Source organism: Pseudomonas sp. MONT-RG-20F-20-E-7-02, assembly GCF_022662395.1.
In the GTDB taxonomy this organism is placed as follows: domain Bacteria; phylum Pseudomonadota; class Gammaproteobacteria; order Pseudomonadales; family Pseudomonadaceae; genus Aquipseudomonas.
In genome coordinates, this window is sequence record NZ_JAKNQN010000004.1 from 452514 (window position 1) to 476532 (window position 24019).

Below are 24019 nucleotides of genomic sequence, written 5' to 3' on the forward strand. Positions count from 1 at the left end.
AGCCTTGCTAGCGTTATGCTACCCGGCAACCGAATTTGAGGAATGAACCGTGAAAGCTTGGATCCTGTTGATGCTCGCCCTGACCTTGCCGATGGCAGCCCAGGCCGAAGAAGCAAAAGAAGGCGAAGCGCCGAAGGTTAGCTACATCAGCCTTACGCCGCCGTTCGTGGGTAACTACGGCCTGGATGGCAGCGCAAAGCTCAAGGTGTTCAAGGCCGACATCGCCCTGCGCGTGACCGGGCCTGAAGCTGCTGCCGCGGTCAAAGCCAACGATGCGTTGATCCGTAATCAACTGGTGGCGCTGTTTACCCAGCAGACCAACGAGGCCATGAGCACCGTTGAAGGCAAAGAAAAACTGCGCCAGGAAGCCCTGAAGCAAACGCAGCAAGTGATGAACGACGAAACCGGCAAGCCGATGGTGGAAGATCTGTTGTTCAACAACTTGATCATTCAGTAGTCGCTTACGCGACTATCGCGGGCAAGCCCGCTCCCACAGGTGAGTGCATTCCAAAGGTGGGAGCGGGCTTGCCCGCGATGACGGCGGTCCAGATGCCTCAGGACGCCAGGCTCTTGCGAAACCTGGCCAACGCCACGGCAAAAAACACTAACCCAATCCCCGCCAGCGCCAGCAAATCCGGCCACACCAAACTCACGCCCGCATCCCTGAACAGAATCGCCGCGCTCAAACTCACAAAATGCGTCGACGGCGAGCCCTGCATCACCCACTGCAACCACTCGGGCATGCTGTCCAACGGCGTGCTGCCGCCTGACAGCAACAGCATCGGGATAATCACCGGAATCGCCAGCAGCCCGAACTGCGGCGTCGAGCGCGCCAGGGTGGCGAGGAAGATGCCCAGCGCGGTACTCGCAAACAGGTACAGCGCCGTCACAAACAGAAACAGGCTCAGCGATCCGGCCAACGGCACACCGAGCAAGCCTTTGACCACCAGCTCCAGCGACAGCCACGTACACAGCACCACCACCAGCATGTTGCTCCAGATTTTCGCCAGCATGATTTCCAGTGCGGTCAGCGGCAGCACCAGCAGATGGTCGAGCGTGCCGTGCTCACGTTCGCGCAGCAGCGCGGTGCCGGTGAGCACGATGGCGAGGATGGTGATGTTGTTGACGATCTGGATCACCGCCAGGAACCAGCCGCCTTCCAGGTTGGTATTGAACAGCGCGCGGGTGGTGAGCAGTGCGGGTGCCTTCTGGCTGGCGTCGGTCTGGCCGCTGTAGTTGAGCAACTCGCGCTGGAAAATCCGGCCGATATACCCCGCGCCCATGAATGCCTGGCTCATCGCCGTGGCATCCACATTGACCTGCACACCCGGCTGGCGCCCTGCCAACAGGTCAGCCTGGAAGTTCGCCGGCACATTGATCACGAACGTGTACTCGCCACTGTCCATGACCTTGTCCAGTTGGTCGTAGGCCAGCGGCGCAGGCGGCTGGAATTCGGGCGGTTGCAACGCCTCGGCCATCTGCCGCGAGAGCGCGCTGTGGTCTTCATCGACAAACGCCACACTGGCGTTGTGCACCCCAATTACCGAACCGGCGGCGGGCATATAGATTGCGACCGTAAAGGCGTAAGCCAGAAACAGCAGCAATACGCTGTCGTGACGCAGGCTGGTGAGTTCCTTGAGGCCCAGGCGCAGGATATGAGCGAGCTTGTGCATCAGGCCTCCTGCTTCTTGAGCATGATCAGGCTCAGCCCGGTGAACCCGACGAAAAAGCCGAACAGCGCCAGGCACTGCGGCCATAACTGGCGCAGGTCCAGGGCCTTGGTGAACGTGCCCACGGCGATGTCCAGGAAATGCCCGGCCGGAAACAGCATGCCCATCGCTGCGGCCGCACCTTCCAGGGATGAGCGTGGCACGATCAGCCCCGAGAACTGGATGGTCGGCAGGCTGGTGATGATCATGGTGCCGAGGATCGCCGCGATCTGTGTGCGCGTGAACGCCGAAATCAACAAGCCCATGCTGGTGGTGGCCAGCACATACAGCAGGCCGCCGAATGCCAACGCCAGGCCGCTGCCCTTGAACGGCACGCCGAACAGCCAGCGGTTCATCGCCACCAACAGCGCCAGGTTGACCAGGCTCACGGCTAGGTACGGCGCCTGTTTGCCCAGCAGGAACTCCAGGCGAGTCAGTGGGGTGGCGTAGAAGTTAGTGATCGAGCCCAGCTCTTTTTCACGCACGATGCCCAGTGCAGTGAGCATCGCCGGAATAAACGCCAGGATCAGCGCCATCACGCCGGGGCCGATGGCATTCACGCTGACCACGTCCTGGTTGTAGCGAAAACGTGTTTCCAGCTTGGCGGCGGCTTGGTTGCTGTGTGGCAGGCTGCTCAGTTCGGCGAGTTGCTGAAGGTTGCCTTGGTGGACGGCTTCCACATAGTTACGACTGGTTTCCGCGCGAAACGGCATGCCACCGTCGATCCAGGCGGCCACGGTGGGTTGGCGGCCGGCGTACAGGTCGCGGCCAAAACCCGGCGGGATTTCCAGGGCCAATTTGATTTCCGAGCGTTGCAGGCGCCGGTGCAGTTCGCTCGCATCGCGAATCGGCGCCTGCTCGGCGAAGTAGCGCGAACTGCGGAAGGCTTCGAGGTAGGCGCGGCTTTGTGGGGTCTGGTCCTGGTCATAGACGGCGAAAGCCAGATTCTCCACGTCCAGGGAAATCCCGTAGCCGAAGATCACCATCATGAACATCGCCCCGAGCAAGGCAAAGGCCATGCGCACTTTGTCGCGCAGCAGCTCCTTGCCCTCGCGGCTGGCTACGGCCAATAGCCGTGAGAGGCTGAAGCCGCGTTTACTGACCGGCGGCGGGCTGCTTTCGCTGACGGTTTTGCTCGGCGCGGCGGGCTCGGGTTCGCCTTGGGCCTGCTCCAGGCAGGTGACGAACGCAGCTTCCAGGGTGTCGCCATTGAATTGCTTTTGCAGTGCATCGGGTGTGTCACACGCCAGCACCTTGCCCGCGTGCATCAGGGAAATGCGGTCGCAGCGCTGGGCTTCGTTCATGAAATGGGTGGAGAGGAAAATCGTCACGCCCTGCTCGCGGGACAGCTCAATCAGCAGCCGCCAGAAATCATCCCGCGCCGCTGGGTCGACGCCCGAGGTGGGCTCATCGAGGATCAGCACTTCCGGGCGATGCAGCACCGCCACGGCCAATGACAGGCGCTGGCGCAGGCCGAGGGGTAATTCGCCGGAAGGTTGCTCAGCCACGTCGCCGAGGTCGAAGCGTTGGATCAACTCATCGATACGCGCGCGGCTGTCGGCCTTGGGCAAGTCGAACAGTTGCGCATGCAGTACCAGGTTTTGCACAACGCTGAGTTCGCCGTACAGCGAGAAACTCTGCGACATGAACCCCACGCGCTTGCGGGTCGCCAGGTCCTTGGCATTCACCGGGTTGCCGAGCAGCGTGGCACTGCCCTCGGTGGCCGGCATCAGGCCGGTGAGGACTTTCATGGTGGTGGTTTTGCCGCAGCCGTTGGAGCCGAGAAAACCAAAGATCTCGCCGCGTCCAATCGCGAAGCTGACCTTGTTCACTGCCGTGAAATCACCAAAGCGCAGGGTCAGGTCGTGAGCTTCGATGGCGATGTCGGTATTGCCACTTTCGCGTGGCGGAATCACCAGTGGCTGGTTGTTATGGGCGCTGTCGCCCTGGAAGTGGGTGAAGGCTTCATCCAGTTTGCCGCTGGGTGTTGCGGCTGCCAGCTCACTGCTCAGGCCGTCGGCAATGAGCTTGCCGCGATCGAGCATCAGGCAATGCTCGAACTGTTCGGCCTCTTCCATGTAGGCCGTGGCCACCAGCAGCGTCAGTTGCGGGCGCTCGCGGCGTACGCTGTCGACCAGTTCCCAGAAACGTCGGCGCGACAGTGGGTCGACGCCGGTAGTGGGTTCGTCGAGGATCAGCAGGTCCGGGTCGTGGATCAGCGCGCAGCACAAACCGAGCTTCTGTTTCATACCGCCGGACAACTTGCCGGCCGGGCGCTCGGCGAAGCGCGCGAGGTCGGTGGCCAGCAGCAGGTTGTGCATGCGCTGTTCGCAATCGGCTTTCGACAGGCCGAACAGCGTGGCGAAGAAGCGGATGTTCTCGCTGATCGACAATTCGGGATACAGATTGCCGCCCAAGCCTTGGGGCATGAAGGCGATGCGCGGGTAGAGGCTGTTGCGATGGCGACGGTCTTCAATCGAACCGCCGAGCACCTCAAGCTGGCCTGCCTGCAGCTTTTTAACCCCGGCGATCAACCCCAGCAGGCTCGACTTGCCCGCGCCATCCGGGCCGATCAGCCCGCAGCGTGTACCCGCGGGTAGGCTGAAGGCGATGTCGACCAGTGCCTGTTGCTTGCCGTAGCGGTGGTTGATGCCGGTGGCGTGCAGCGCCAGGCCGGTCATTGCAGATTGGCCGGCCAGTCGATATCCGCCGTGCGCACATAACCGGCGCCAGGCATGCCCGGTTTGGCTTGCGGCACGGCGCTGGGTTGGGTCAGGCGCAGTTTGACGCGGAACACCAGCTTCTGGCGTTCGTCGCGGGTTTCCACTTCCTTGGGTGTGAACTGCGATTTGGCCGCGACAAAACTGATTTTGGCCGGCAACGGCTGCTGGGGCAGGGCGTCGAGCAGGATGCGCGCGTCACTGCCGACGGTCAGGCGACCGGTGACGGAGGCCGGCAAGTAAAGGTTCATGTATTGATCATTCGGATCAATCAGCAACAACACGCGACCGCCCGCGCCGAGCACTTCGCCCGGTTCGGCCAGGCGTAACTGGATGATGCCGTCGATGGGCGCGCGCAGGCTGCTGTCATCGATTTCGCTGGTGAGCTGCGCCACCTGGGCCTGGGCGGCGCCGATGGCGGCCTTCACCGCGTTGACCTGGGCCTGCGCGGCAATCACCGCAGCATTGCCGGTGTTCTGGCGCGCTTGCTGCTGGTCGATCAACTGGCTGCTGGCGAAGCCGCGCTTGTACAGCTCCTGGGTGCGCTTGAGTTCCTGGTTGGCCAGCAGTTGCTCGCTTTGGCGCAACTGCACATTGGCCTCGGCGGCGGCGAAGTTTTCCTTGGCGCGCAGCACTTCAGCTTCGGCCTGGGCGCGCTGAGCTTCGAGGGTGCGGGTGTCCATGCGCGCAAGCAATTGGCCCTTGAGCACCTTATCGCCTTCATCCACACGCACTTCGGCCAGGCGCCCAGGGATCTTGGCGGCGATCTGTACTTCGGTGGATTCCAGGCGCCCGTTGCCCATGCTCAAGCCCGCGGGCAGGCGGTCCTGGGTGGATCGCCAATAACCGAAGCCGCCGGCGCCCAGTAATAGGGCGATCAGGGCAACGGCAAATAGGCGTGACATAGAACGGTTGGTAGACATGGCTGCATCCTGCGGCATTAGCATCCTAGTTTGACCGGTATCGCCCGAGGGGCCGTTGATACCGGTCAAATGAAGCGCAAGCCTAACCCGCTTGGCACGCAGATGCATGCGCCAGAGGTGTGACCGCAGGGTTCTGCCTTTTCAGCGCAGGGCGAGCACCGCTGCCCATTGCTCGGCGGTCACCGGCATCACCGACAACCGGCTGCCTTTTTGCACCAAAGGCAACTCGGCGAGCGCGGTTTGTTGTTTCAAATAGCCCAGGCCCAGCACTTTTGGAAACGTCTCGACGTGCGCCACGTTGATTGCGCTCCAAGGGTTTTTCTCGGTGCTGGCCTTGGCGTCGAAATAGTGGCTTTCAGGTTCCAGCGCAGTCGGGTCCGGGTAGGCGGCCTCGATGATTTTGCCGATACCGGCAATGCCCGGCTCGGGGCAGCTGGAGTGGTAGAAGAAAAACTCATCACCAACGGCCATGGCACGTAGGAAATTGCGCGCCTGGTAGTTGCGAACCCCATCCCAGCGGGCTTCGCCGAGCTTTTCCAGGCCGTTGATGGAGAGTTCGTCGGGCTCGGATTTCATCAGCCAGTAGGCCATTTTTGGGCTCCTGAAAAAGGCATTGGGCAAGTTGTCAGGCAATTCCATGACAAACCGACAGTCGGTTGGCGCCAAGGTTTGCGTGTTGGTTCACGTTACCGCAGAATGCCCGCTTTTAAGCTTGACGCAGCTGCAACGGACTACTTTGGAACGTTGTTGTCATCGTGTACGAGGTGCCTGAAGGGGGGCAATCGATGCAACGTAAACCGGATTTACTATGGATTTTGGTTATTTTGTTTGGTCTGGGCGTCGTGACCACCGGGTATGCGCAAAGCCTGTGGTCGAACAAGACCGATGCGCCCGTTGAACTGGCTCAGCAGCAGCCACAACCGTTCAAGCGTTAACAGCTTTTCAAGGCGTCGCTTATTCCAGCGACGTTTCTGCGACATACCACTGCTTATCGGTGACAGTGCCTGCCAGCGGCACGTCCCAGCTCGCTTGCGCCAAGCGCTCGACCTTCTGACATTCATGGGCCAGCCCCAGCAGCGTAGGCTTGCGCCAGCTTTGGCGCCGAGCGAGGTAGGCCAGGCTGCGGTCGTAAAAGCCGCCGCCCATGCCCAAACGCCCACCCACATCATCGAACCCCACCAGCGGCAGCAGCACCAGATCGAGCGCCCATACCTGGCGTTGGCGATTGGCGTTCACGCGTGGCTCCAGAATGCGAAAACGGTTGGGCAGCAACTTATCCCCAGGCCGTACGCGCTGGAATACCATCTTGGTGCGTGGCCAGGCGCTGAGCACCGGCAAATAGGTCGCCTTGCCCCGGCGCTGAGCGGCGCGCAGCAGCAAGCGCGGATCGATTTCACCGTCCGTCGGTAGATACAGAGAGATATGTTTGGCCCGGCGAAACAGCGGGTGCTGTGCCAGTTGCCGATACAGGCCTTGGGCGGCCTGGCGCTGCTCGCTCGGCGTCAGGGCGCGGCGGGCTTTGCGCAACATGCGTCGAAGTTGCGGACGGGAAAGCGGCGCAGGTTCGGTCATGGTTTTTCGGCTCATAAAACAATGCCAGTCCTGGGACTGGCATTGAGTTTGGGAATTCAGGCTCCCCGACAGAGCCGCTGTCGACTTAGCCCTTGAACCCGAAAGTTCAAGGTGGAAGATGCAGTAGGCTTTAAGGCTTTCCGTCTAGCGGACATGCACACCAGCCCAACGTGCAACTTCCAGGGTAGTGCGAATCGGCTCAGGGACATCGCCGACTGGCAAACACGCCAGGGAGTGGGGCGAGTATACCTTAAACAGTCTCGGCAATCAGCCCTTGGGTGGCTCTGGATCGGTAGAAAGTACCAGATCGACGCGTTCCAGCAGGTCACGCACTTGCTCGCGCGTCGAGCCGCTGGCCTGCACGTCAGGCCGTTCCTGCTTATGCAGCAAATCGTGAGTAATGTTCAGCGCGGCCATCACAGCGATGCGGTCGGCGCCGATGACTTTGCCGCTGCTGCGGATTTCACGCATCTTGCCATCCAGGTAGCGGGCAGCACTCACCAGGTTGCTGCGTTCTTCCTGGGGGCAGATGATCGAATATTCTTTGTCGAGGATCTGCACGGTAACGCTATTGCTTGAACTCATGAGTCTTGCTCCAGGGCCTTCAGGCGCGAAATCATCGATTCGACCTTACGCCGGGCGATTTCGTTTTTTTCAATGAGGTGAGCGCGTTCCTCGCGCCAGGTCTTTTCCTGAGCTAATAGGAGTCCGTTTTGACTCTTAAGTTGCTCGACCCGATCAATTAGCAACTCGAGTCTGGCCATCAGCGCTTGCAGGTCGGTGTCTTCCATTGGGTTCCACTGGATTTGTCTGATGAATGGCAACTGCAGGATAAACGATCTGACGCCCTCGATAGTCTTGGTACGTCTGCCGGTGCTAGGATACAGCGCTTCATTCTAGACATTGCGCCGTCTGGCGCCTAGCTCACCATGCCTATTCAGAACTCCCCGTACGACGCTTTTTCCAAACTGCTGAGCTCCAGCGGTCATCCTTGCTCGCCTGCCGAACTGCACGGCGTGCTGTTGGGCCGCAGTTGCACCGGTGTTGGCTTTGATGCCGACAACTGGCTGGCGGATGTGGCCGAGCTGCTGGAAACCGAGCCGACCGAGAACGTGCGTAATGCGCTGATCGGCCTGCAAGAAATGGTCAAAGGCGAGCTGACCGGTGACGACGTCACCGTGGTCCTGCTGCTGCCGACCGACGACGCGCCGCTCACCGAACGCGCTGCCGCGCTGGGCCAATGGTGCCAGGGCTTCCTCCACGGTTTTGGCGTGAACGCCGGCGGCCTGGAACTGAGCACCGACGCCAAGGAAGTGCTGCAGGACCTGGCAGCGATCTCCCAGGTGCAAGACGCCCTGGAAGAGTCCGAAGACGGCGAAGGCGACTACATGGAAGTGATGGAATACCTGCGCGTCGCGCCGCTGCTGCTGTTCACCGAGACCAAGAAATCTGCTGAGCCCGCCGCACCCAAGCCGTCGCTGCACTAAGTAAGGAAGCCCATCTGCCCATGATCCATATCCCGAAAGCGGAATACACCCGTCGCCGCAAGGCGCTCATGGCGCAGATGGAACCCAACAGCATCGCGATCCTGCCGGCCGCCGCCGTGGCGATCCGCAACCGTGATGTCGAGCATGTTTACCGCCAGGACAGCGATTTCCAGTACCTCAGCGGTTTCCCCGAGCCCGAAGCGGTGATCGTGCTGATGCCCGGTCGCCAGCACGGCGAGTACGTGCTGTTCTGCCGCGAGCGCAATGCCGAACGCGAATTGTGGGACGGCCTGCGCGCCGGCACCGAAGGCGCGATCCGTGACTTTGGTGCCGACGACGCGTTCCCCATCACCGATATCGACGACATCCTGCCCGGCCTGATCGAAGGCCGTGACCGGGTGTACTCGGCCATGGGCAGCAACGCCGAATTCGACCGGCATGTGATGGAGTGGATCAACGTGATCCGCTCTAAAGCGCACCTCGGCGCCCAGCCACCGAACGAATTTGTTGCCCTGGATCATCTGCTTCACGACATGCGCCTGTATAAATCGGCGGCAGAAGTGAAGGTGATGCGCGAGGCTGCGCGAATTTCCTGTGCGGCCCACGTCAAGGCGATGCAGTCCAGCCGCGCCGGGTTGTATGAGTTCAGCCTGGAAGCCGAGCTGGATTACGAATTCCGCAAGGGCGGCGCGAAGATGCCGGCCTATGGCTCCATCGTCGCCGCCGGGCGCAACAGTTGCATCCTGCATTACCAACAGAATGACGCTGTGCTCAAGGACGGCGATCTGGTGCTGATCGACGCCGGTTGCGAGATCGACTGCTACGCCAGCGATATCACCCGCACCTGGCCGGTCAGCGGTAAGTTTTCGCCCGAGCAAAAGGCGATCTACGAGATTGTGCTGGCCTCCCAGGAAGCCGCCTTTGCCGAGATCGCGCCGAACAAACATTGGAACCAGGCCCATGAGGCGACGGTGCGTGTCATCACCGCCGGGCTGGTGAAGCTGGGGCTGTTGCAAGGCGACGTCGACGAGTTGATCGCCAGTGAAGCCTATCGCGCCTTCTATATGCACCGCGCCGGCCATTGGCTGGGCATGGATGTGCATGATGTGGGCGAATATAAAGTGGGCGGCGAATGGCGGGTGCTGGAAGTCGGCATGGCCTTGACCGTGGAACCCGGCATCTATATTTCGCCGGACAACCAGAACGTGGCGAAGAAATGGCGTGGCATTGGCGTACGCATCGAGGACGACGTGGTAGTGACCAAGCAAGGCTGTGAAATTCTGACCGGCGGCGTGCCCAAGACCGTCGCCGAGATTGAAGCGCTGATGGCGGCTGCCCGATGAGCCGGGTCAACCTGGCCATTATCGGCGGCGGCCTGGTGGGCGCCAGCCTGGCGTTGGCGTTGCAGGCAGGCGCCAAGGCGCGTGGCTGGAAGATCGTGCTGATCGAACCGTTTGCGCCGGGTGACAGCTACCAGCCGAGCTACGACGCGCGTTCGTCGGCGTTGTCTTACGGCGCTCGGCAGATTTATCAGCGCCTGGGTTTGTGGCAGGACATTTCCCGACGCGCCGAGCCGATCAAACAGATTCACGTGTCGGACCGTGGCCGCTTCTCCACCGCGCGCCTGTCCGCCATGGAAGAGGGCGTGCCTGCCCTCGGCTATGTGGTGGAAAACGCCTGGCTCGGCCAGTGCCTGTGGCAAGGCCTGGACAAAGAAGTGGTCAGTTGGCGCTGCCCGGCGGAAGTCACCCGCATGGAGCCGCTGCCCGATGGCTATCGCCTGACTCTCAACGATGAAACCGTGCTGGAGTGCGACCTCGCAGTGCTGGCCGACGGCGGCCGCTCTGGTTTGCGCGAGCAATTGGGCATCGGCGTGAAAACCCGGCCCTACAACCAGAGCGCGCTGATCGCCAACATTACCCCAAGCGAAGCCCACAACGGTGAGGCCTTCGAACGCTTCACCGATGAAGGCCCGATGGCCTTGCTGCCGCTGCCGGACAACCGCTGCGCGCTGGTGTGGACGCGCATCGGCATGGACGCCCAGCGCCTGGCCAACCTCGATGAGCGCAGCTTCCTCAGTGAATTGCAGGGCGTGTTCGGCTACCGCCTGGGCACCTTGAAACAAGTCGGCGCGCGGCACCTGTACCCGCTGACGCTGGTGGAAGCCGAAGAACAAGTACGCTCGCACCTGGCCGTCCTCGGCAACGCCGCCCACAGCCTGCACCCAATTGCCGGGCAGGGTTTCAACCTGTCCCTGCGTGACGCGAACGCCTTGGCCGAAGCCTTGTTGGCCGGGCCGGCAGTGCCGGGCGATTTGGCGACCCTGCAAAGCTATCGCGAGCGTCAGCACTTGGACCAGAAGCTCACCGTGGGCTTCTCCGATCAAGTCACGCGCCTGTTTGGCAGTGCCCAGCCGTTGGTGGCCTTGGGCCGGAACATGGGCCTGCTCGGCCTGGACCTGTTGCCGCCGGCCAAGCGCTGGTTCGCCCGTCAGGCCATGGGCCTGGGCACGCGCCCCGATGCGTAACTGGCTGACCCGGCGCTTGGGCAAGGCGCGGCTGTTGCGCTGGGTTATGTCCTTGTACCCGCCGTACCTGGGCGCTGGAATCCGGGTGCAGACACTCAGCGCCGACTTCCGCCATGCCAAGGTGCGCATGGGACTGGGCTGGTACAACCGTAACTACGTCGGCACGCAATTCGGCGGCAGCCTGTATTCGATGGTCGACCCGTTCTATATGTTGCTGCTGATGGAAAACCTGGGCCGCGACTACATCGTCTGGGACAAAGCCGCGAGCATCGACTTTGTGTCGCCGGGCAAAGGCCCGGTGTATGCCGAGTTTTCCATTGACGAGGCCTTGCTGGACGAGATCCGCAGGCAGACCGAAGGTGGCGAGAAATACTTGCCTCACCTCCAGGTGCAGATTCATGACGGCTCCGGCACCTTGGTGGCGCGGGTCGACAAAACCCTTTACGTGCGGCGCAAGCCGCCAGCAAAGCAGGCTTAAAGCATGGACATGCGCGCAGATGTGCTGATTGTCGGGGCCGGAATGGTCGGGAGCGCCCTGGCGCTGGCGTTGCAGGGCAGTGGCCTGCAGGTGTTGTTGCTCGATGGCAGCCCGCTGAGCGTCAAACCGTTCGACCAGGATGCGGCCTTCGAACCCCGCGTAAGCGCCTTGTCGGCTGCCAGCCAGCGCATTCTTGAGCGCCTCGGCGTGTGGGACGGCATCGTCTCGCGGCGCGCCAGCCCTTACGGCGACATGCAGGTGTGGGACGGCAGCGGCACCGGGCAGATCCACTTTTCGGCCGCCAGCGTGCATGCCGAAGTGCTCGGGCATATCGTCGAGAACCGTGTGGTTCAGGATGCCTTGCTCGACCGCCTGCACGACTGCGACTTGGGCCTGTTGGCCAATGCACGCCTGGAACAGATGCGCCGCTCCGGCGATGAATGGCTGCTGACGTTAGCCGATGGCCGCAAGCTGCGCGCGCCGCTGGTGGTGGCTGCCGACGGCGCCAACTCCGCCGTACGTCGCCTGACCGGCACCGCCACGCGCGAGTGGGATTACCTGCATAACGCCATCGTCACCAGCGTGCGCAGCAGCCAGGCGCACCAGCGCACGGCGTGGCAACGCTTTACCGACACCGGCCCGCTGGCGTTTCTGCCGTTGGTGCGCGATGGGCAAGAGGATTGGTGCTCGATCGTCTGGTCGACCACACCGGCTGAGTCCGAACGCCTGATGGCGCTGGATGACGACAGCTTCTGCCGTGAACTGGAGCGCGCCTTTGAAGGGCGACTCGGTACGGTGATCAGCGCCGACCCGCGTGTGTGTGTGCCTTTGCGTCAACGTCACGCCAAACGCTATGTGGCCGAAGGCCTGGCGCTGATCGGCGACGCCGCTCACGTGATCCACCCGTTGGCGGGGCAGGGCGTGAACCTGGGTTTCCTCGATGCGGCGGTGCTGGCCGAGGTGCTGCTGGCGGCGACCGAACGCGGCGAGCGCCTGGCGGATGTGAAGGTGCTGAGCCGTTACGAGCGTCGGCGCATGCCGCATAACCTCGCACTGATGGCCGCGATGGAAGGTTTTGAACGGTTGTTCCAGGCCGATCAGCTGCCACTACGGTGGTTGCGTAATGCCGGGTTGAAACTGGTCGACCAGATGCCGGAAGCCAAAGCCGTCTTCGTCCGCCAGGCCTTGGGTTTGACAGGCGATCTCCCGGAGCTGGCCAAGCCCTGACTTGTAATACCAACACGTGTGGGAAAGAGCTGTGCAACATCTGGTAACGCCTGCACCGAGCGCCACCAAATGTGAGTCCCTATCATTTGCTTTCAATTTGCATATGAGAGACCGCACCCATGTTGGCACCCAAACGCCTCCTGACTGCCCTGGCACTCACCCTTATCGGCAGCACCACCGTGCAGGCAGCCGACGAAGTCGTGGTCTACTCCTCGCGCATCGATGAACTGATCAAGCCGGTGTTCGACGCCTACACCAAGAAGACCGGCGTGCAGGTCAAGTTCATCACCGACAAGGAAGCCCCGTTGATGCAGCGGATCAAGGCCGAAGGCGAAAACGCCACGGCTGACCTGCTGCTCACCGTTGATGCCGGCAACCTCTGGCAAGCCGAACAGATGGGCATCCTGCAGCCGTTCACCTCCGAGGTGATCGACAAGAACATTCCCCTGCAATACCGCTCTTCGAACCACGCCTGGACCGGCTTGAGCCTGCGCGCGCGGACCATCGCCTATTCCACCGACCGGGTAAAACCGGGTGACCTGACCACTTACGAAGCCCTGGCCGACAAGCAATGGGAAGGCCGCTTGTGCCTGCGCACAGCGAAGAAGGTCTACAACCAATCGCTGACCGCCACGCTGATCGAAACCCATGGCGCGGCCAAGACCGAAGAAATCGTCAAGGGTTGGGTCAACAACCTGTCCACCGATGTGTTCTCCGACGACATCGCCGTGCTCGAAGCCATCAACGCCGGGCAGTGCGACGTGGGTATCGTCAACACCTACTACTACGGCCGCCTGCACAAGCAGAAGCCGGACCTGGCAGTGAAGCTGTTCTGGCCGAACCAGGGCGACCGTGGCGTGCACGTGAACCTGTCGGGCATCGGCCTGACCAAGCACGCGCCGCACCCGGAAGCCGCCAAGGCCTTGGTGGAATGGATGACCACGCCTGAGGCGCAGAAGATCTTTGCCGATGTGAACCAGGAATTCCCGGCCAACCCGGCCGTGCCGCCGTCGGCGGAAGTGGCGACCTGGGGCAAGTTCGTGGCTGACACCTTGCCGGTGGAAGTGGCGGGCAAGCGCCAGGCTGAAGCGATTCGGTTGATGGATCGCGCTGGCTGGAACTAAGTACAATTTGTAAGACGCCGCCGATCTAAATGTGGGAGCGGGCTTGTGTGGGAGCTGGCTTGTCGAATCGTCGCACCGCTGCGATAGCATCACCAAGGTGTAACTGACACACCGAGGTGTCTGCATCGCGGGCAAGCCCGGCTCCCACACAAGCCCGCTCCCACATTGGTTCGAGGTGACTTCTAAATCATCATTTCTTAGAGAGCTTTTCCTTGGCCCACCCCGCCCAACGCCGCTGGTACCTGCCGGTCTTCACCGTCGCCGCCCTGGTGCTGCTGCCGCTGAGCGTGCTGTTGCTGTCCTGGCAAAGCATCGATCAACAGATCTGGTCGCATCTGTGGGAAACCCAGATGCCACGCCTGCTGGGCAACACCTTGACGCTGGTGCTGGGCGTCGGCGTCGGCGTGACGCTACTGGGCGTAAGCCTCGCGTGGTTGACCAGCCTCTGCGAATTCCCTGGGCGGCGCTGGCTCGACTGGGCGTTGATGTTGCCCTTCGCGATTCCGGCCTATGTACTGGCTTTTGTGTTTGTCGGCTTGCTGGATTTTTCCGGGCCAGTGCAAACCTTGCTGCGCGAGTGGTTTGGCAACGGCCTGCGCCTGCCACGCGTGCGTTCCACCAGCGGCGTGATCATCGTGTTGGTGCTGGTGTTCTATCCCTACGTCTACCTGCTGGCGCGTACGGCGTTTTTGGCTCAAGGCAAAGGCCTCATGGAAGCGGCGCGGGTGCTGGGGCAATCGCCCTGGCAAGCGTTCTGGCGCGTGGCGTTGCCCATGGCGCGGCCGGCGATCGGTGCCGGTGTAGCCCTCGCATTGATGGAGACCCTGGCGGATTTCGGCGCTGTCTCGGTGTTCAACTTCGACACCTTCACCACGGCCATCTACAAAACCTGGTACGGCTTTTTCAGCCTTTCCAGCGCCGCCCAGTTGGCCAGTCTGTTGCTGTTGGTGGTAATGCTGGTGCTCTACGGCGAACGGCGTGCTCGCGGGGCCAGCCGCCCGAGCAATGAGCGGCCACGGGGCAAGGCGTTGTATCACCTGCGTGGGGTCAAGGCAGCGGCGGCCAGCACGTGGTGTGGTTTGGTATTCGCCTGCGCCTTTGTCATCCCGATGCTGCAGTTGGTCGCCTGGTTCTGGCAGCGTGGGCGGTTTGATCTGGATGAGCGCTATACCGGTTTGATTGTCCACACCCTTTATCTGGGTGGCATCGCGGCGCTGATCACGGTCAGCGTGGCGTTGATATTGGCCTTTGCCAACCGCCTGGCGCCGACCCGGGCGATTCGCTCCGGCATCAGCCTGGCCAACGTCGGCTATGCCTTGCCGGGTTCGGTGCTGGCGGTGTCGATCATGTTGGCGTTCAGCTACCTTGACCGTGAGCTGGTGGTGCCGTTGTCGGGCTGGCTCGGCGGCGCGGGCAAGCCCTTGTTGCTGGGCAGCCTGTCGGCATTGGTGCTGGCCTATCTGGTGCGATTCCTGGCGGTGGCCTATGGGCCGCTGGAAAACAGCCTGGCGCGAATCCGCCCGTCGTTACCCGAAGCAGCCCGCAGCCTTGGGGTGAGTGGGCCGCGACTGTTTTGCAAAGTGTATCTGCCACTCTTGCTGCCGGGCACGTTGAGCGCGGCGCTGTTGGTGTTTGTCGATGTGCTCAAGGAAATGCCCGCGACCCTGCTGATGCGCCCGTTTGGCTGGGACACCCTGGCGGTCCGGATCTTTGAAATGACCAGTGAAGGTGAATGGGCGCGGGCTTCGTTGCCGGCGTTGACGTTGGTGTTGGTGGGCCTGTTGCCAGTGATCGGCCTGATCCGACGCTCCGCCCGACAAATCGGTTAGGTGCCAGTCCTACGGCTTGCGGCTACAATGCGCGGCATTCGGTGCGCTCCGTCTTTCGGAGCGAGTCGCTGTATGCAGCTGCAGGCCTTGTAATCCAGGGCTTTCAGCGCAAACAGCAACTCTGCGCATCTTCGCCAAGCCCGGAAGGAGAAACCCATGGGACAGCGTACGCCTCTGTATGACCTGCATCTCGCCCTCGGCGCGAAAATGGTCGATTTTGGCGGTTGGGATATGCCTTTGCATTACGGCTCGCAAGTTGAAGAACACCATCAGGTGCGACGCGACTGTGGGGTGTTCGATGTATCTCATATGACCGTGATTGATGTCACAGGCCTTCAGGCCAAGGAATGGCTCCAGCGCCTGCTGGCCAATGATGTCGATCGTTTGCATGGCTGCGGCCGTGCGCTTTACAGCGCCATGCTCAACGAGCAGGGCGGCGTGGTGGACGACATGATCGTCTACCGCACCGAAGCCGGTTACCGGCTGGTGGTCAACGCGGCTACGCGTGACCAGGATATGGCCTGGATGCAGGCGCAGTTGGGGCATTACGCAGTGCAACTGCATGAGCGGCCCGAGCTGGCGATGCTCGCTATCCAGGGCCCGCACGCCCGGCAGAAAATCGCCGAGCTGGTCACTCAGTCTCGCGGCACGCTTATCCACCAGCTCAAGCCCTTTGAAGGCCAGGCCGATGGCGATTGGTTTATCGCCCGCACCGGCTATACCGGTGAAGATGGCCTGGAGATTGTCCTTCCCGCTGATCAAGCGCCTGGGTTTTTCAACGACCTGGTCGGTGCCGGTATTTCCCCCATCGGCCTGGGCGCCCGCGATACCCTGCGCCTGGAGGCCGGCATGAACCTGTATGGCCAGGATATCCACCAGGAGGTTTCACCCCTGGCGGCCAACATGGCCTGGAGCATTGCCTGGGAGCCTGCCGAGCGCCAATTCATTGGCCGCGCGGCCCTGGAAGCGGAAAAGGCTGCCGGTGTGCAGTTCAAACTGGTCGGGCTGGTGCTGGAAGAACGTGGGGTTTTACGCGCTCACCAAGTGGTTCGTATCGCCAATGTTGGCGAAGGGGAGATCACCAGTGGTAGTTTCTCTCCTACGCTAAGCAAATCCATTGCACTGGCGCGTGTGCCGACGGCAACTGCTGATCGGGCCGAAGTGGAAATCCGTGGTAAGTGGTATCCGGTTCGAGTGGTCAAACCGACCTTCGTGCGTCATGGCAAAACCTTGATCTAACTATTTCCGGCAGGCCTAAGGCCGCTGACATTTCTTCTTGAGGACACAGACTATGAGCGATATCCCTGCCGACCTGCGTTTTGCCGAAAGTCACGAATGGGCCCGTCTGGAAGCTGACGGCACTGTGACCGTCGGTATTTCCGACCATGCTCAGGAAGCTTTGGGTGATGTGGTGTTTGTTGAGCTGGCCGAGGTTGGCGCCACGTTTGAAGCTGAAGGCCAGGCTGGCGTGGTTGAATCGGTGAAAGCTGCTTCGGACATCTACGCCCCAATAGCTGGCGAAGTGATTGCGGTCAACGAGGAATTGAGTGGTAGCCCTGAGCTGCTGAACTCCGACCCTTACAGCGCGTGGATCTTCAAGCTCAAGCCAACCAACCCGGCTGATCTGGAAAAACTGCTGGATGCTGCTGGCTACAAAGCTGCTATCGGCGAGTAAACGCAAAACCCATGTGGGAGCGGGCAAGCCCGCTCCCACATTGTGCTGTGCCAGCCTTAAATGATCAGTCTGCTTTCAGCACGGCTTTTACCGCCGCCACCGACCGCTCCACGTCCGCCTCTGTCATCGCTGTGAACATCGGCAACGACACGATCAAACGCCCTACACGCTCCGACACCGGGAACATGCCTTCCTTGAAACCCTGCGCCCGATACAGGCTCAGCAGGTGGATCGGCGGGTAGTGATAGCCAATGCCGACGCCATGGGCTTGCATCTGCTCCATGAACGTCGCGCGGGCGGGCAGGCCGTCCTGACGCTCCGGCAATACCAGCTGGAACAGGTGCCAGTTGCTGTTTTCGAAATCCGCTGGCGGCAGTTGTGCGCCATATTGCTCTTCGAAGTCACTGCCGAAGCACTTGAAATAGTGCCGCGCCAGGTTCTGGCGATGTGCCGTGATCTTCTCGATGTGCGCGAACTGGCCCAGGCCGATGGCCGCTGCAATGTCGGTCATGTTGAACTTGCCGCCCAACACATCCACGTCCAAGCCGTCGAAGCCGGTACGGGTAACGCCCTGCAGGCGATATTTTTCCGCCAGGCGGGCCTCCTCGGCATTGTTCAATACCAGGCAACCCCCTTCCGAGGAGGTGATGTTCTTGTTGGCCTGGAAGCTGAACGACACGAAGTCTCCGGTGGCGCCGATACGTTCGCCATCCCAACTGGAGCCCAAGGCCTGAGCCGCATCTTCAACGATGCGCAGGTTGTACTTGTTGGCCAGTGCGTACAGCATCGGCATGTCCAGAGGCAGGCCTGCCAGGTAGACCGGGATGATTGCTTTGGTACGCGGGGTAATCGCGGCTTCCACTTGGGCCAGGTCGATATTGCGGGTGACCGGGTCGATATCGGCAAACACCGGCGTGGCGCCTACTTCGAGAATCACGTTGGCCGTGGCGACCCAGGAGATCGGCGTGGTGATCACTTCGTCGCCAGGGCCAATGCCGGCGATGCGCAAGGCAATCTCCATAGTGCAGGTGCCGGAGTTGAACGTACGCACCGGGCGGCCGCCAAAGTATTCCGACAATTGCGCTTCAAATGCCTGCACTTTCGGCCCGCTGGTGATCCAGCCCGAGCGCAGTACATCGCCGACCGCCGAGATAGTGGCTTCATCGATGGTAGGTTTGGAGAACGGCAGAAAGGGCTGTTGGCTCATAACGACGAAGGCATCCGTTTCAGGTAGGCGATGAGTAAGGGCGTATCAGTACCGGCATGGTTGCACGGCTCGACTGAATATAGCCTGTCGCCCGTGAATGAATCGTCATGTTGCGCACAAAAAAATGCCGCTTTATCAGCGGCATTTTTGCAGCAGGTCAGAAGGCGACGCGAGCCTCAAGAAACACATTTTGCTCTTTGAGCTTGCCTTTGAGCTGTTCGTCGCGGGCGTTTATGCGGTTAGCGAAGGTGTTGTAGCCGGTCTCCACCTTGCCCATGTCCACGTAACGCCAACCGGTGCCCAAGGTAACTTTTTCGCTGACCTTGGCATCCAGACCCAAGCCAACGCTGTAGGCGAAATTGTATTGGCGGTTGCTGGCGAACTGACGGTTAGGGTTGCCCTGATAACCTTCGGCATCAATTTGCGCCATGCCTATACCGGCCATCCCATAAAACGACAGCCAGTCGTTGAGCGGGATGTTTTTATAGCCGTTGAGCATCAAGCGCTGGCTGTCGACTTCCAGGCGATTGACGTTGGCATTGAAGGGTGCCCAATAGGAGTCGAACGTCGAGCTGTTGCGTGTGGTGTATTCACCTTCCAGGCGCCAGCCATCAGCAAACGCATAACCTGCAGCGAATGAGCCAGTGAATGCTTTGTTGCTATCAGGTGCCTCCACCCGATCAGTCACCCGTGGGCTGGTCAGTTGTGCGCTGGAAAGGTTCTGGCGGGCACTGTTCAGCTTGGCCGAGCCATACCAACCTTCTGCCTGAGCATAAGGTGTCGCGATAGCGGCGAGAAGCAGCATGGAAGAGAGTTTGCGCATGGGAGTCGATTCACCGGGTAAAAAGGGAATCGGTAGAATGGTGTTCGATGCGCAGAGTGATCGACAGGACATTTCCTTTTCAGCCAGCCACTCTCTTCCTGTCATCGTAGGAAAAAGCGCAAAAAAATGCCGCTCTCAAGGAGCGGCATTTTTTGTGGGGCGGTGTTACTCGGTCACAGCATTTTTCGCGAGGATGGCGTTGGCCAATTCCATGTCAGTGGCTTGTAAGCCAGGGTTATCCGCGCGTACTTTCTGCATGGCGGCTTCCAGGTATGGGCCACGGATGCCGCCGTCGCTGGCAACAAAGCTGCCTGCGTCGTCTTGAGCGGCGACAACCAACTTGTGGTCCTTGAACGTCAGGTACGTCGAGCCGGTAGTGGCGCCGGACGAGATGACATTGCGCCAGAAGCTGTCGGCCATGGCTGAGCCGACAGGAAGGGAAAGCACAGCGAGGGTTGCGACAGCATATTTGAGACGCATGATGGGTGACTCCGACTGGGTTATCTGAACAGTTTGATTGTAGATAGCCCAGCCGAGTTCCATCACTGACTAAACAGTTTCGACCTGTAAAATTACGCCGTCCTGACCAGTGACACGTACATGAGCGCCTACTGGACTGTCCGGCCCGGTCGCCATCCACACGCTATCACCGACTTTTATCTTGCCCCGGCCATCAATGATCGCCTGATGCACCATAAAGGTGCGGCCGATAAGCTCAGAGCCACGCATGTTCAGCCCCGGCTGGTCACTGACCTTGGCGCTGCTACGCTGGCGTTTCCACCAGTACACAGCGGTCAGGATCGATAGCACGGCGAATAGCAGCAGTTGCCATTCCAGCCCGAGCGGTGGAACCAGGAACTTGATCACGCCCACGGCGGCGGCGGCGATCCCCATCCACAGCAGGTAGCCACCGGCGCCGAACACCTCAAGAATCAGTAGCACCGTGCCCAGTGCCAGCCAATCCCAGAACGACAGATGCTGCAGGAAATCCCACATGGCGATGGCCTCAGCCTTTCTTGTTGTCGAAGGTTGCCTTGACGATTTCGCCGATACCACCGACGGCACCAATCACTTGGCTGGCTTCCAGCGGCATCAAGATGACTTTGCTGTTGTTGGCCGAGGCCAGTTTACCCAGGGCGTCGATGTATTTTTGCGCAACAAAGTAGTTGATGGCCTGCACGTTACCGGTGGCAATTGCTTCGGAGACCACCTGGGTTGCACGGGCTTCCGCCTCTGCCTGACGTTCACGGGCTTCAGACTCCAGGAACGCGGCTTGACGGCCACCTTCTGCTTCGAGGATCTGCGCCTGCTTCTTGCCCTCGGCAGTCAGGATTGCGGAAGCTCTCAGACCTTCAGCTTCCAGGATTTGTGCGCGTTTGATCCGCTCGGCTTTCATCTGGCCGGACATGGCGGCCATCAGGTCGGCAGGTGGGCTGATGTCCTTGATCTCGATCCGGGTGATCTTGATGCCCCACGGCGCTGTTGCTTCATCGACGGTGCGCAGCAGTTTTTCGTTGATACCGTCACGTTGGCTCAGCATCGCATCCAGCTCCATGGAGCCGAGTACGGTACGGATGTTGGTTTGCAGCAGGTTACGAATGGCATGCTCGAGGTTGTTGACCTCGTAGGCGGCCTGGGCGGTGTTGACCACCTGGAAGAAGCACACGGCATCGATCTGCACGGTGGCGTTGTCGGCGGTGATCACTTCCTGGGGTGGGATATCCAGCACGCTTTCCATCACGTTGATCTTGCGACCGATGCGGTCCATGACCGGGATGATGATGTTGAGGCCGGGTTTGAGGGTGTTGGTGTAGCGGCCGAAACGCTCGACTGTCCATTGGTAGCCCTGGGGCACCACTTTAAAACCCATGAACAGGATGGCCACGGCCAAACCCACGAAAAGAAGCAGTACGGTTCCGATCTGCATTGCGATTCCCTATCTGATGGTGTCAGTGAAACAACGTTCGGTCGATTGTAACGGTCTGGTCACAGATAAGGACGGTTTCACGGCCCAACAATAAAAGCATTTGTATCTGAATCCCCAGGCGTTACCCGTAATACTTCCGCCAGGGTTGTCAGCCCGGCGTTGACTTTGTCGATGCCGGCCATGCGCAGGCTGTGCATGCCTTGCGCCAGCGACGCACGGCGTAGAGCTTGCACGTCGGCGCCAGGGGTGATCAGCGCCTTGAGCTTCTCGTCCACCACCATGATTTCGTAGAGCCCGGCTCGGCCTCGATAACCGCTGTCACGGCATTGCGCGCAGCCGACAGCCTCATGCGCATCGCCCGGAGTATTCACCGCACGCTTGCAGTGCGGGCACAAAAGCCGCACCAAGCGCTGCGCCATCACCCCTATCAGCGTAGCTTTGATCAAATAATGAGCAATGCCCAGCTCCTGCAAACGGCTGATGGCGCTGGGTGCATCGTTGGTGTGCAGCGTCGACAGCACCAGGTGCCCGGTGAGTGCGGCCTGGATCGCCATTTCTGCGGTTTCCTGGTCACGAATCTCACCGATCATGATGTTGTCCGGGTCTTGGCGCAGCAGGGCGCGAATGCCACTGGCGAAGGTCAGGTCGATATTGTGCTGCACTTGCATCTGGTTGAAGGCGGGCTCCACCATTTCTATCGGGTCCTCCACCGTGCACAGGTTGACCTCGCGGGTCGCCAGCCGCTTGAGTGTGGTGTAGAGCGTACTGGTTTTGCCCGAGCCGGTCGGCCCGGTGACCAGGATGATACCGTTGGCCTGACGGGTCATGGCATGCCAGCGCTGCTGGTCTTCAGACGACAAGCCTAGCTGGTCAAAATCCTTGAGCAGCACCTGTGGGTCGAAAATCCGCATCACCAGTTTTTCGCCAAACGCCGTCGGCAAGGTTGAAAGACGAAGTTCCACTTCGACGCCCGTCGGGCTTTTGGTCTTGACCCGGCCGTCCTGGGGTTTGCGTTTTTCCGCCACATTCATGCGCCCCAGGCTTTTCAGGCGGCTGACCACCGCCATGGTGACCTGGGGCGGGAATTGATAGACGTCATGCAACAACCCATCGATGCGAAAACGCACCCGGCCCTGGTCGCGACACGGTTCTATATGGATGTCGCTGGCCCGTTGGCCGAAGGCGTACTGCAACAGCCAGTCGACGATATTGACGATATGCGCGTCATTGGCGTCCGGTTCCTTGTCACCGGCGCCGAGGTTGAGCAGGTCGACGTTACCCGCCACCGCCACCTTCTGATCCGCGCCGCTGACCGACTTGGCCAACCGGTAAAACTCGTCGATGCAACGCTGAATGTCCTTGGGGTTGGCGACCACGCGTTTGATCGAGCGCTTGAGCACTTGCGCCAACCCTGTCTCCCATCCACAGACATACGGCTGGGCGCTGGCGACGGTGACGGTCTGCGCATCCACAGCCACCGCAAGAATGGCATGGCGTTGCGCAAACCCATGGGACATCAATGGCACCACCGTCGCCACGTCGATATTCAGCGGGTCGATACGCAGATAAGGCTGCCCGACATGCCCGGCAAGCCATTGTGTCAGCGTTTCGAGGCAAGGCCCCAGCGCCGCGATGCATTCCAAAGGATGTTGAATAGAGGGCTCCGTCGCCAACCGTTGCGCCATGTCCGCTGTCACCAGCCCCTGTTCAACCAGGTCAGGCAGCAACTTATGCAGTTCCAGCGGGTGATCGTGCAAAGCGGTGGGCATGCGGATTTCCTGGGTGGCGTCGGGCGTAATCCCAGGCTAGTCAGCCCCTGAAAAAACGCCGCCCAGGGTGTATTTCAGCCTTTTACAGGCTGGCCGCCGCCACCGCCGCAGGCCGTAAAGAATCAGCTGGCCACAGCTCCAGCGAACACACGCTGATCAGGTTTCGAATCTTTTCACCAACCACTTGGGCGCGGTGCCAGCTCAAACCGTCCATCACAATTTCTATGTTCAACAGGTCATCTTCGCGGTTCACATTGACCTGTTGCGGCGTCAGGAACTGCAGCGCGAAATAGTTAAGTACCCGGCACAGCACATCCGGTTCTGCCTCGGCGATGATTTGATAATGCGCCTGACAATGGGCGCTGTTGACGGCCCACACATCGACGCGGGTTGCAGGGTGGTTGGTTTCGACGGCGTGCATGCTGACTCTCCAAATTCGACTGGAGAAATTTTTACATTCGCCTGGGGAGATTTCTTATCTAAGATGGGCCATATCAGCAGAAAATAGACTAAAACAATTCAAGTTAAGCACCGTCACGGGTATTTTTATGCACAGCGAATTGGACGCCTACGACCGCCGCATCCTGGCGTTACTGCAAGAGGACGCTTCGCTTTCCAGCGCGCAGATCGCCGAGCAGGTCGGCCTGTCGCAATCGCCGTGCTGGCGGCGTATCCAGCGGCTAAAGGAAGAAGGCGTGATTCGCGGTCAGGTCACTCTGCTGGACCGCAAGAAGATCGGCCTCAACACGCAGATTTTTGCCGAGGTCAAACTCAACGCCCACGGCCGATCCAACTTCACAGAGTTCACCGAAGCGATTCGCGGGTTTCCGGAAGTGTTGGAGTGTTATGTGTTGATGGGGGCGGTGGACTTTCTGCTGCGCATCGTAACCTCCGACATTGAGGCGTATGAGCGGTTTTTCTTCGAGAAGTTGTCGATGGTGCCGGGGATTCAGGAGGTGAATTCAATTGTGGCCTTGTCGGAGATCAAGTCCACCACCAGCTTGCCAGTGTTGCGTTGACAG

26 protein-coding genes and 1 other RNA gene are annotated in these 24019 nt (G+C 60.6%); 12 read left to right on the top strand and 15 right to left on the bottom strand.

Going from position 1 to position 24019, the window contains the following annotated elements; all coding sequences use genetic code 11:
- The first annotated feature begins 49 nt into the window (after nucleotides 1–49).
- Entirely contained in the window at nucleotides 50–457 is a 408-nt protein-coding gene (locus L8I05_RS15000; protein ID WP_159960837.1) for a flagellar basal body-associated protein FliL, read from the top strand.
- Between the two features lie 97 nt (nucleotides 458–554).
- Here L8I05_RS15000 and L8I05_RS15005 read toward each other — a convergent pair whose 3' ends face one another.
- From L8I05_RS15005 to L8I05_RS15020, 4 genes are all read right to left on the bottom strand, one after another.
- Complete coding sequence (locus L8I05_RS15005; protein ID WP_242169832.1) at nucleotides 555–1673, bottom strand: ABC transporter permease; 1119 nt, start codon at nucleotides 1671–1673, stop codon at nucleotides 555–557.
- Nucleotides 1673–4390: a ribosome-associated ATPase/putative transporter RbbA gene (gene rbbA / locus L8I05_RS15010; protein ID WP_242169835.1), complete on the bottom strand. Its 2718-nt coding sequence runs from the start codon at nucleotides 4388–4390 to the stop codon at nucleotides 1673–1675. The genes L8I05_RS15005 and rbbA overlap by 1 nt, the downstream gene beginning before the upstream one ends.
- The gene (locus L8I05_RS15015) at nucleotides 4387–5352 is read right to left on the bottom strand and encodes a biotin/lipoyl-binding protein (RefSeq protein WP_177017777.1); all 966 of its coding nucleotides are present in this window, start codon (nucleotides 5350–5352) and stop codon (nucleotides 4387–4389) included. Before L8I05_RS15015 ends, rbbA begins: the two co-directional genes overlap by 4 nt.
- A 141-nt stretch (nucleotides 5353–5493) precedes the next feature.
- Entirely contained in the window at nucleotides 5494–5943 is a 450-nt protein-coding gene (locus L8I05_RS15020; protein ID WP_159960829.1) for an EVE domain-containing protein, read from the bottom strand.
- Between the two features lie 194 nt (nucleotides 5944–6137).
- On the opposite strand from L8I05_RS15020, the gene L8I05_RS15025 reads away from it, so the two are divergent.
- Nucleotides 6138–6287, top strand: a complete 150-nt coding sequence (locus tag L8I05_RS15025; protein ID WP_010207387.1) for a hypothetical protein — start codon at nucleotides 6138–6140, stop codon at nucleotides 6285–6287.
- 19 nt (nucleotides 6288–6306) lie between these two features.
- On the opposite strand, the gene L8I05_RS15030 is transcribed toward L8I05_RS15025, so the two are convergent.
- The 4 genes from L8I05_RS15030 to L8I05_RS15045 all read right to left on the bottom strand — a co-directional run bounded on the left by L8I05_RS15030 (nucleotide 6307) and on the right by L8I05_RS15045 (nucleotide 7715).
- Entirely contained in the window at nucleotides 6307–6924 is a 618-nt protein-coding gene (locus L8I05_RS15030; protein WP_242170038.1) for a 5-formyltetrahydrofolate cyclo-ligase, read from the bottom strand.
- A gap of 58 nt (nucleotides 6925–6982) precedes the next feature.
- Nucleotides 6983–7161, bottom strand: a non-coding RNA gene (ssrS, locus tag L8I05_RS15035) — 6S RNA.
- 30 nt (nucleotides 7162–7191) lie between these two features.
- Nucleotides 7192–7509 carry a cell division protein ZapA gene (locus L8I05_RS15040; protein ID WP_003213956.1) on the bottom strand — a complete coding sequence of 106 codons (318 nt, stop codon included), beginning with the start codon at nucleotides 7507–7509 and terminating at the stop codon, nucleotides 7192–7194.
- On the bottom strand, nucleotides 7506–7715 hold the full coding sequence (locus L8I05_RS15045) for a TIGR02449 family protein (protein ID WP_003177365.1): 210 nt from the start codon (nucleotides 7713–7715) through the stop codon (nucleotides 7506–7508). The genes L8I05_RS15040 and L8I05_RS15045 overlap by 4 nt, the downstream gene beginning before the upstream one ends.
- A 138-nt stretch (nucleotides 7716–7853) precedes the next feature.
- On the opposite strand from L8I05_RS15045, the gene L8I05_RS15050 reads away from it, so the two are divergent.
- The 9 genes from L8I05_RS15050 to gcvH all read left to right on the top strand — a co-directional run bounded on the left by L8I05_RS15050 (nucleotide 7854) and on the right by gcvH (nucleotide 17271).
- Nucleotides 7854–8411, top strand: a complete 558-nt coding sequence (locus tag L8I05_RS15050) for a YecA family protein (RefSeq protein WP_017135268.1) — start codon at nucleotides 7854–7856, stop codon at nucleotides 8409–8411.
- 20 nt (nucleotides 8412–8431) lie between these two features.
- The gene (gene pepP / locus L8I05_RS15055) at nucleotides 8432–9754 is read left to right on the top strand and encodes a Xaa-Pro aminopeptidase (RefSeq protein WP_242169838.1); all 1323 of its coding nucleotides are present in this window, start codon (nucleotides 8432–8434) and stop codon (nucleotides 9752–9754) included.
- On the top strand, nucleotides 9751–10938 hold the full coding sequence (ubiH, locus tag L8I05_RS15060) for a 2-octaprenyl-6-methoxyphenyl hydroxylase (RefSeq protein WP_177017778.1): 1188 nt from the start codon (nucleotides 9751–9753) through the stop codon (nucleotides 10936–10938). The genes pepP and ubiH overlap by 4 nt, the downstream gene beginning before the upstream one ends.
- Nucleotides 10931–11416, top strand: a complete 486-nt coding sequence (locus tag L8I05_RS15065; RefSeq protein WP_242169842.1) for a DUF4442 domain-containing protein — start codon at nucleotides 10931–10933, stop codon at nucleotides 11414–11416. The genes ubiH and L8I05_RS15065 overlap by 8 nt, the downstream gene beginning before the upstream one ends.
- A 9-nt stretch (nucleotides 11417–11425) precedes the next feature.
- Nucleotides 11426–12643: a 2-octaprenyl-3-methyl-6-methoxy-1,4-benzoquinol hydroxylase gene (locus tag L8I05_RS15070; RefSeq protein WP_174245690.1), complete on the top strand. Its 1218-nt coding sequence runs from the start codon at nucleotides 11426–11428 to the stop codon at nucleotides 12641–12643.
- 119 nt (nucleotides 12644–12762) lie between these two features.
- Nucleotides 12763–13767 (top strand): extracellular solute-binding protein, encoded by a 1005-nt coding sequence (locus L8I05_RS15075; RefSeq protein ID WP_159960819.1) that lies wholly within the window; start codon nucleotides 12763–12765, stop codon nucleotides 13765–13767.
- Between the two features lie 212 nt (nucleotides 13768–13979).
- Complete coding sequence (locus tag L8I05_RS15080; RefSeq protein ID WP_159960817.1) at nucleotides 13980–15596, top strand: iron ABC transporter permease; 1617 nt, start codon at nucleotides 13980–13982, stop codon at nucleotides 15594–15596.
- A 156-nt stretch (nucleotides 15597–15752) separates the two neighbouring features.
- On the top strand, nucleotides 15753–16835 hold the full coding sequence (gene gcvT, locus L8I05_RS15085) for a glycine cleavage system aminomethyltransferase GcvT (RefSeq protein WP_242169845.1): 1083 nt from the start codon (nucleotides 15753–15755) through the stop codon (nucleotides 16833–16835).
- 52 nt (nucleotides 16836–16887) lie between these two features.
- Complete coding sequence (gene gcvH / locus L8I05_RS15090; RefSeq protein WP_242169848.1) at nucleotides 16888–17271, top strand: glycine cleavage system protein GcvH; 384 nt, start codon at nucleotides 16888–16890, stop codon at nucleotides 17269–17271.
- 64 nt (nucleotides 17272–17335) lie between these two features.
- Here gcvH and L8I05_RS15095 read toward each other — a convergent pair whose 3' ends face one another.
- The 7 genes from L8I05_RS15095 to L8I05_RS15125 form a co-directional block, all read right to left on the bottom strand.
- Entirely contained in the window at nucleotides 17336–18478 is a 1143-nt protein-coding gene (locus L8I05_RS15095; RefSeq protein WP_177017782.1) for a DegT/DnrJ/EryC1/StrS aminotransferase family protein, read from the bottom strand.
- 157 nt (nucleotides 18479–18635) lie between these two features.
- Nucleotides 18636–19301, bottom strand: coding sequence for an outer membrane beta-barrel protein (locus L8I05_RS15100; protein ID WP_242169852.1), 666 nt, complete (start codon nucleotides 19299–19301; stop codon nucleotides 18636–18638).
- Nucleotides 19302–19466: 165 nt separating this feature from the next.
- Entirely contained in the window at nucleotides 19467–19781 is a 315-nt protein-coding gene (locus tag L8I05_RS15105; protein ID WP_003176799.1) for a DUF2388 domain-containing protein, read from the bottom strand.
- 69 nt (nucleotides 19782–19850) lie between these two features.
- A complete protein-coding gene (locus tag L8I05_RS15110) occupies nucleotides 19851–20297 on the bottom strand; it encodes an NfeD family protein (protein WP_159960807.1) in 447 nt (148 codons plus the stop codon).
- Nucleotides 20298–20307: 10 nt separating this feature from the next.
- Nucleotides 20308–21228 carry an SPFH domain-containing protein gene (locus L8I05_RS15115; RefSeq protein ID WP_024077991.1) on the bottom strand — a complete coding sequence of 307 codons (921 nt, stop codon included), beginning with the start codon at nucleotides 21226–21228 and terminating at the stop codon, nucleotides 20308–20310.
- Between the two features lie 77 nt (nucleotides 21229–21305).
- Nucleotides 21306–22997, bottom strand: a complete 1692-nt coding sequence (locus L8I05_RS15120) for a GspE/PulE family protein (RefSeq protein ID WP_242169854.1) — start codon at nucleotides 22995–22997, stop codon at nucleotides 21306–21308.
- An 82-nt stretch (nucleotides 22998–23079) separates the two neighbouring features.
- Nucleotides 23080–23418 (bottom strand): hypothetical protein, encoded by a 339-nt coding sequence (locus tag L8I05_RS15125; protein WP_242169857.1) that lies wholly within the window; start codon nucleotides 23416–23418, stop codon nucleotides 23080–23082.
- 127 nt (nucleotides 23419–23545) lie between these two features.
- On the opposite strand from L8I05_RS15125, the gene L8I05_RS15130 reads away from it, so the two are divergent.
- Nucleotides 23546–24016, top strand: coding sequence for an Lrp/AsnC family transcriptional regulator (locus L8I05_RS15130; protein WP_003195279.1), 471 nt, complete (start codon nucleotides 23546–23548; stop codon nucleotides 24014–24016).
- Nucleotides 24017–24019 lie beyond the last annotated feature (3 nt).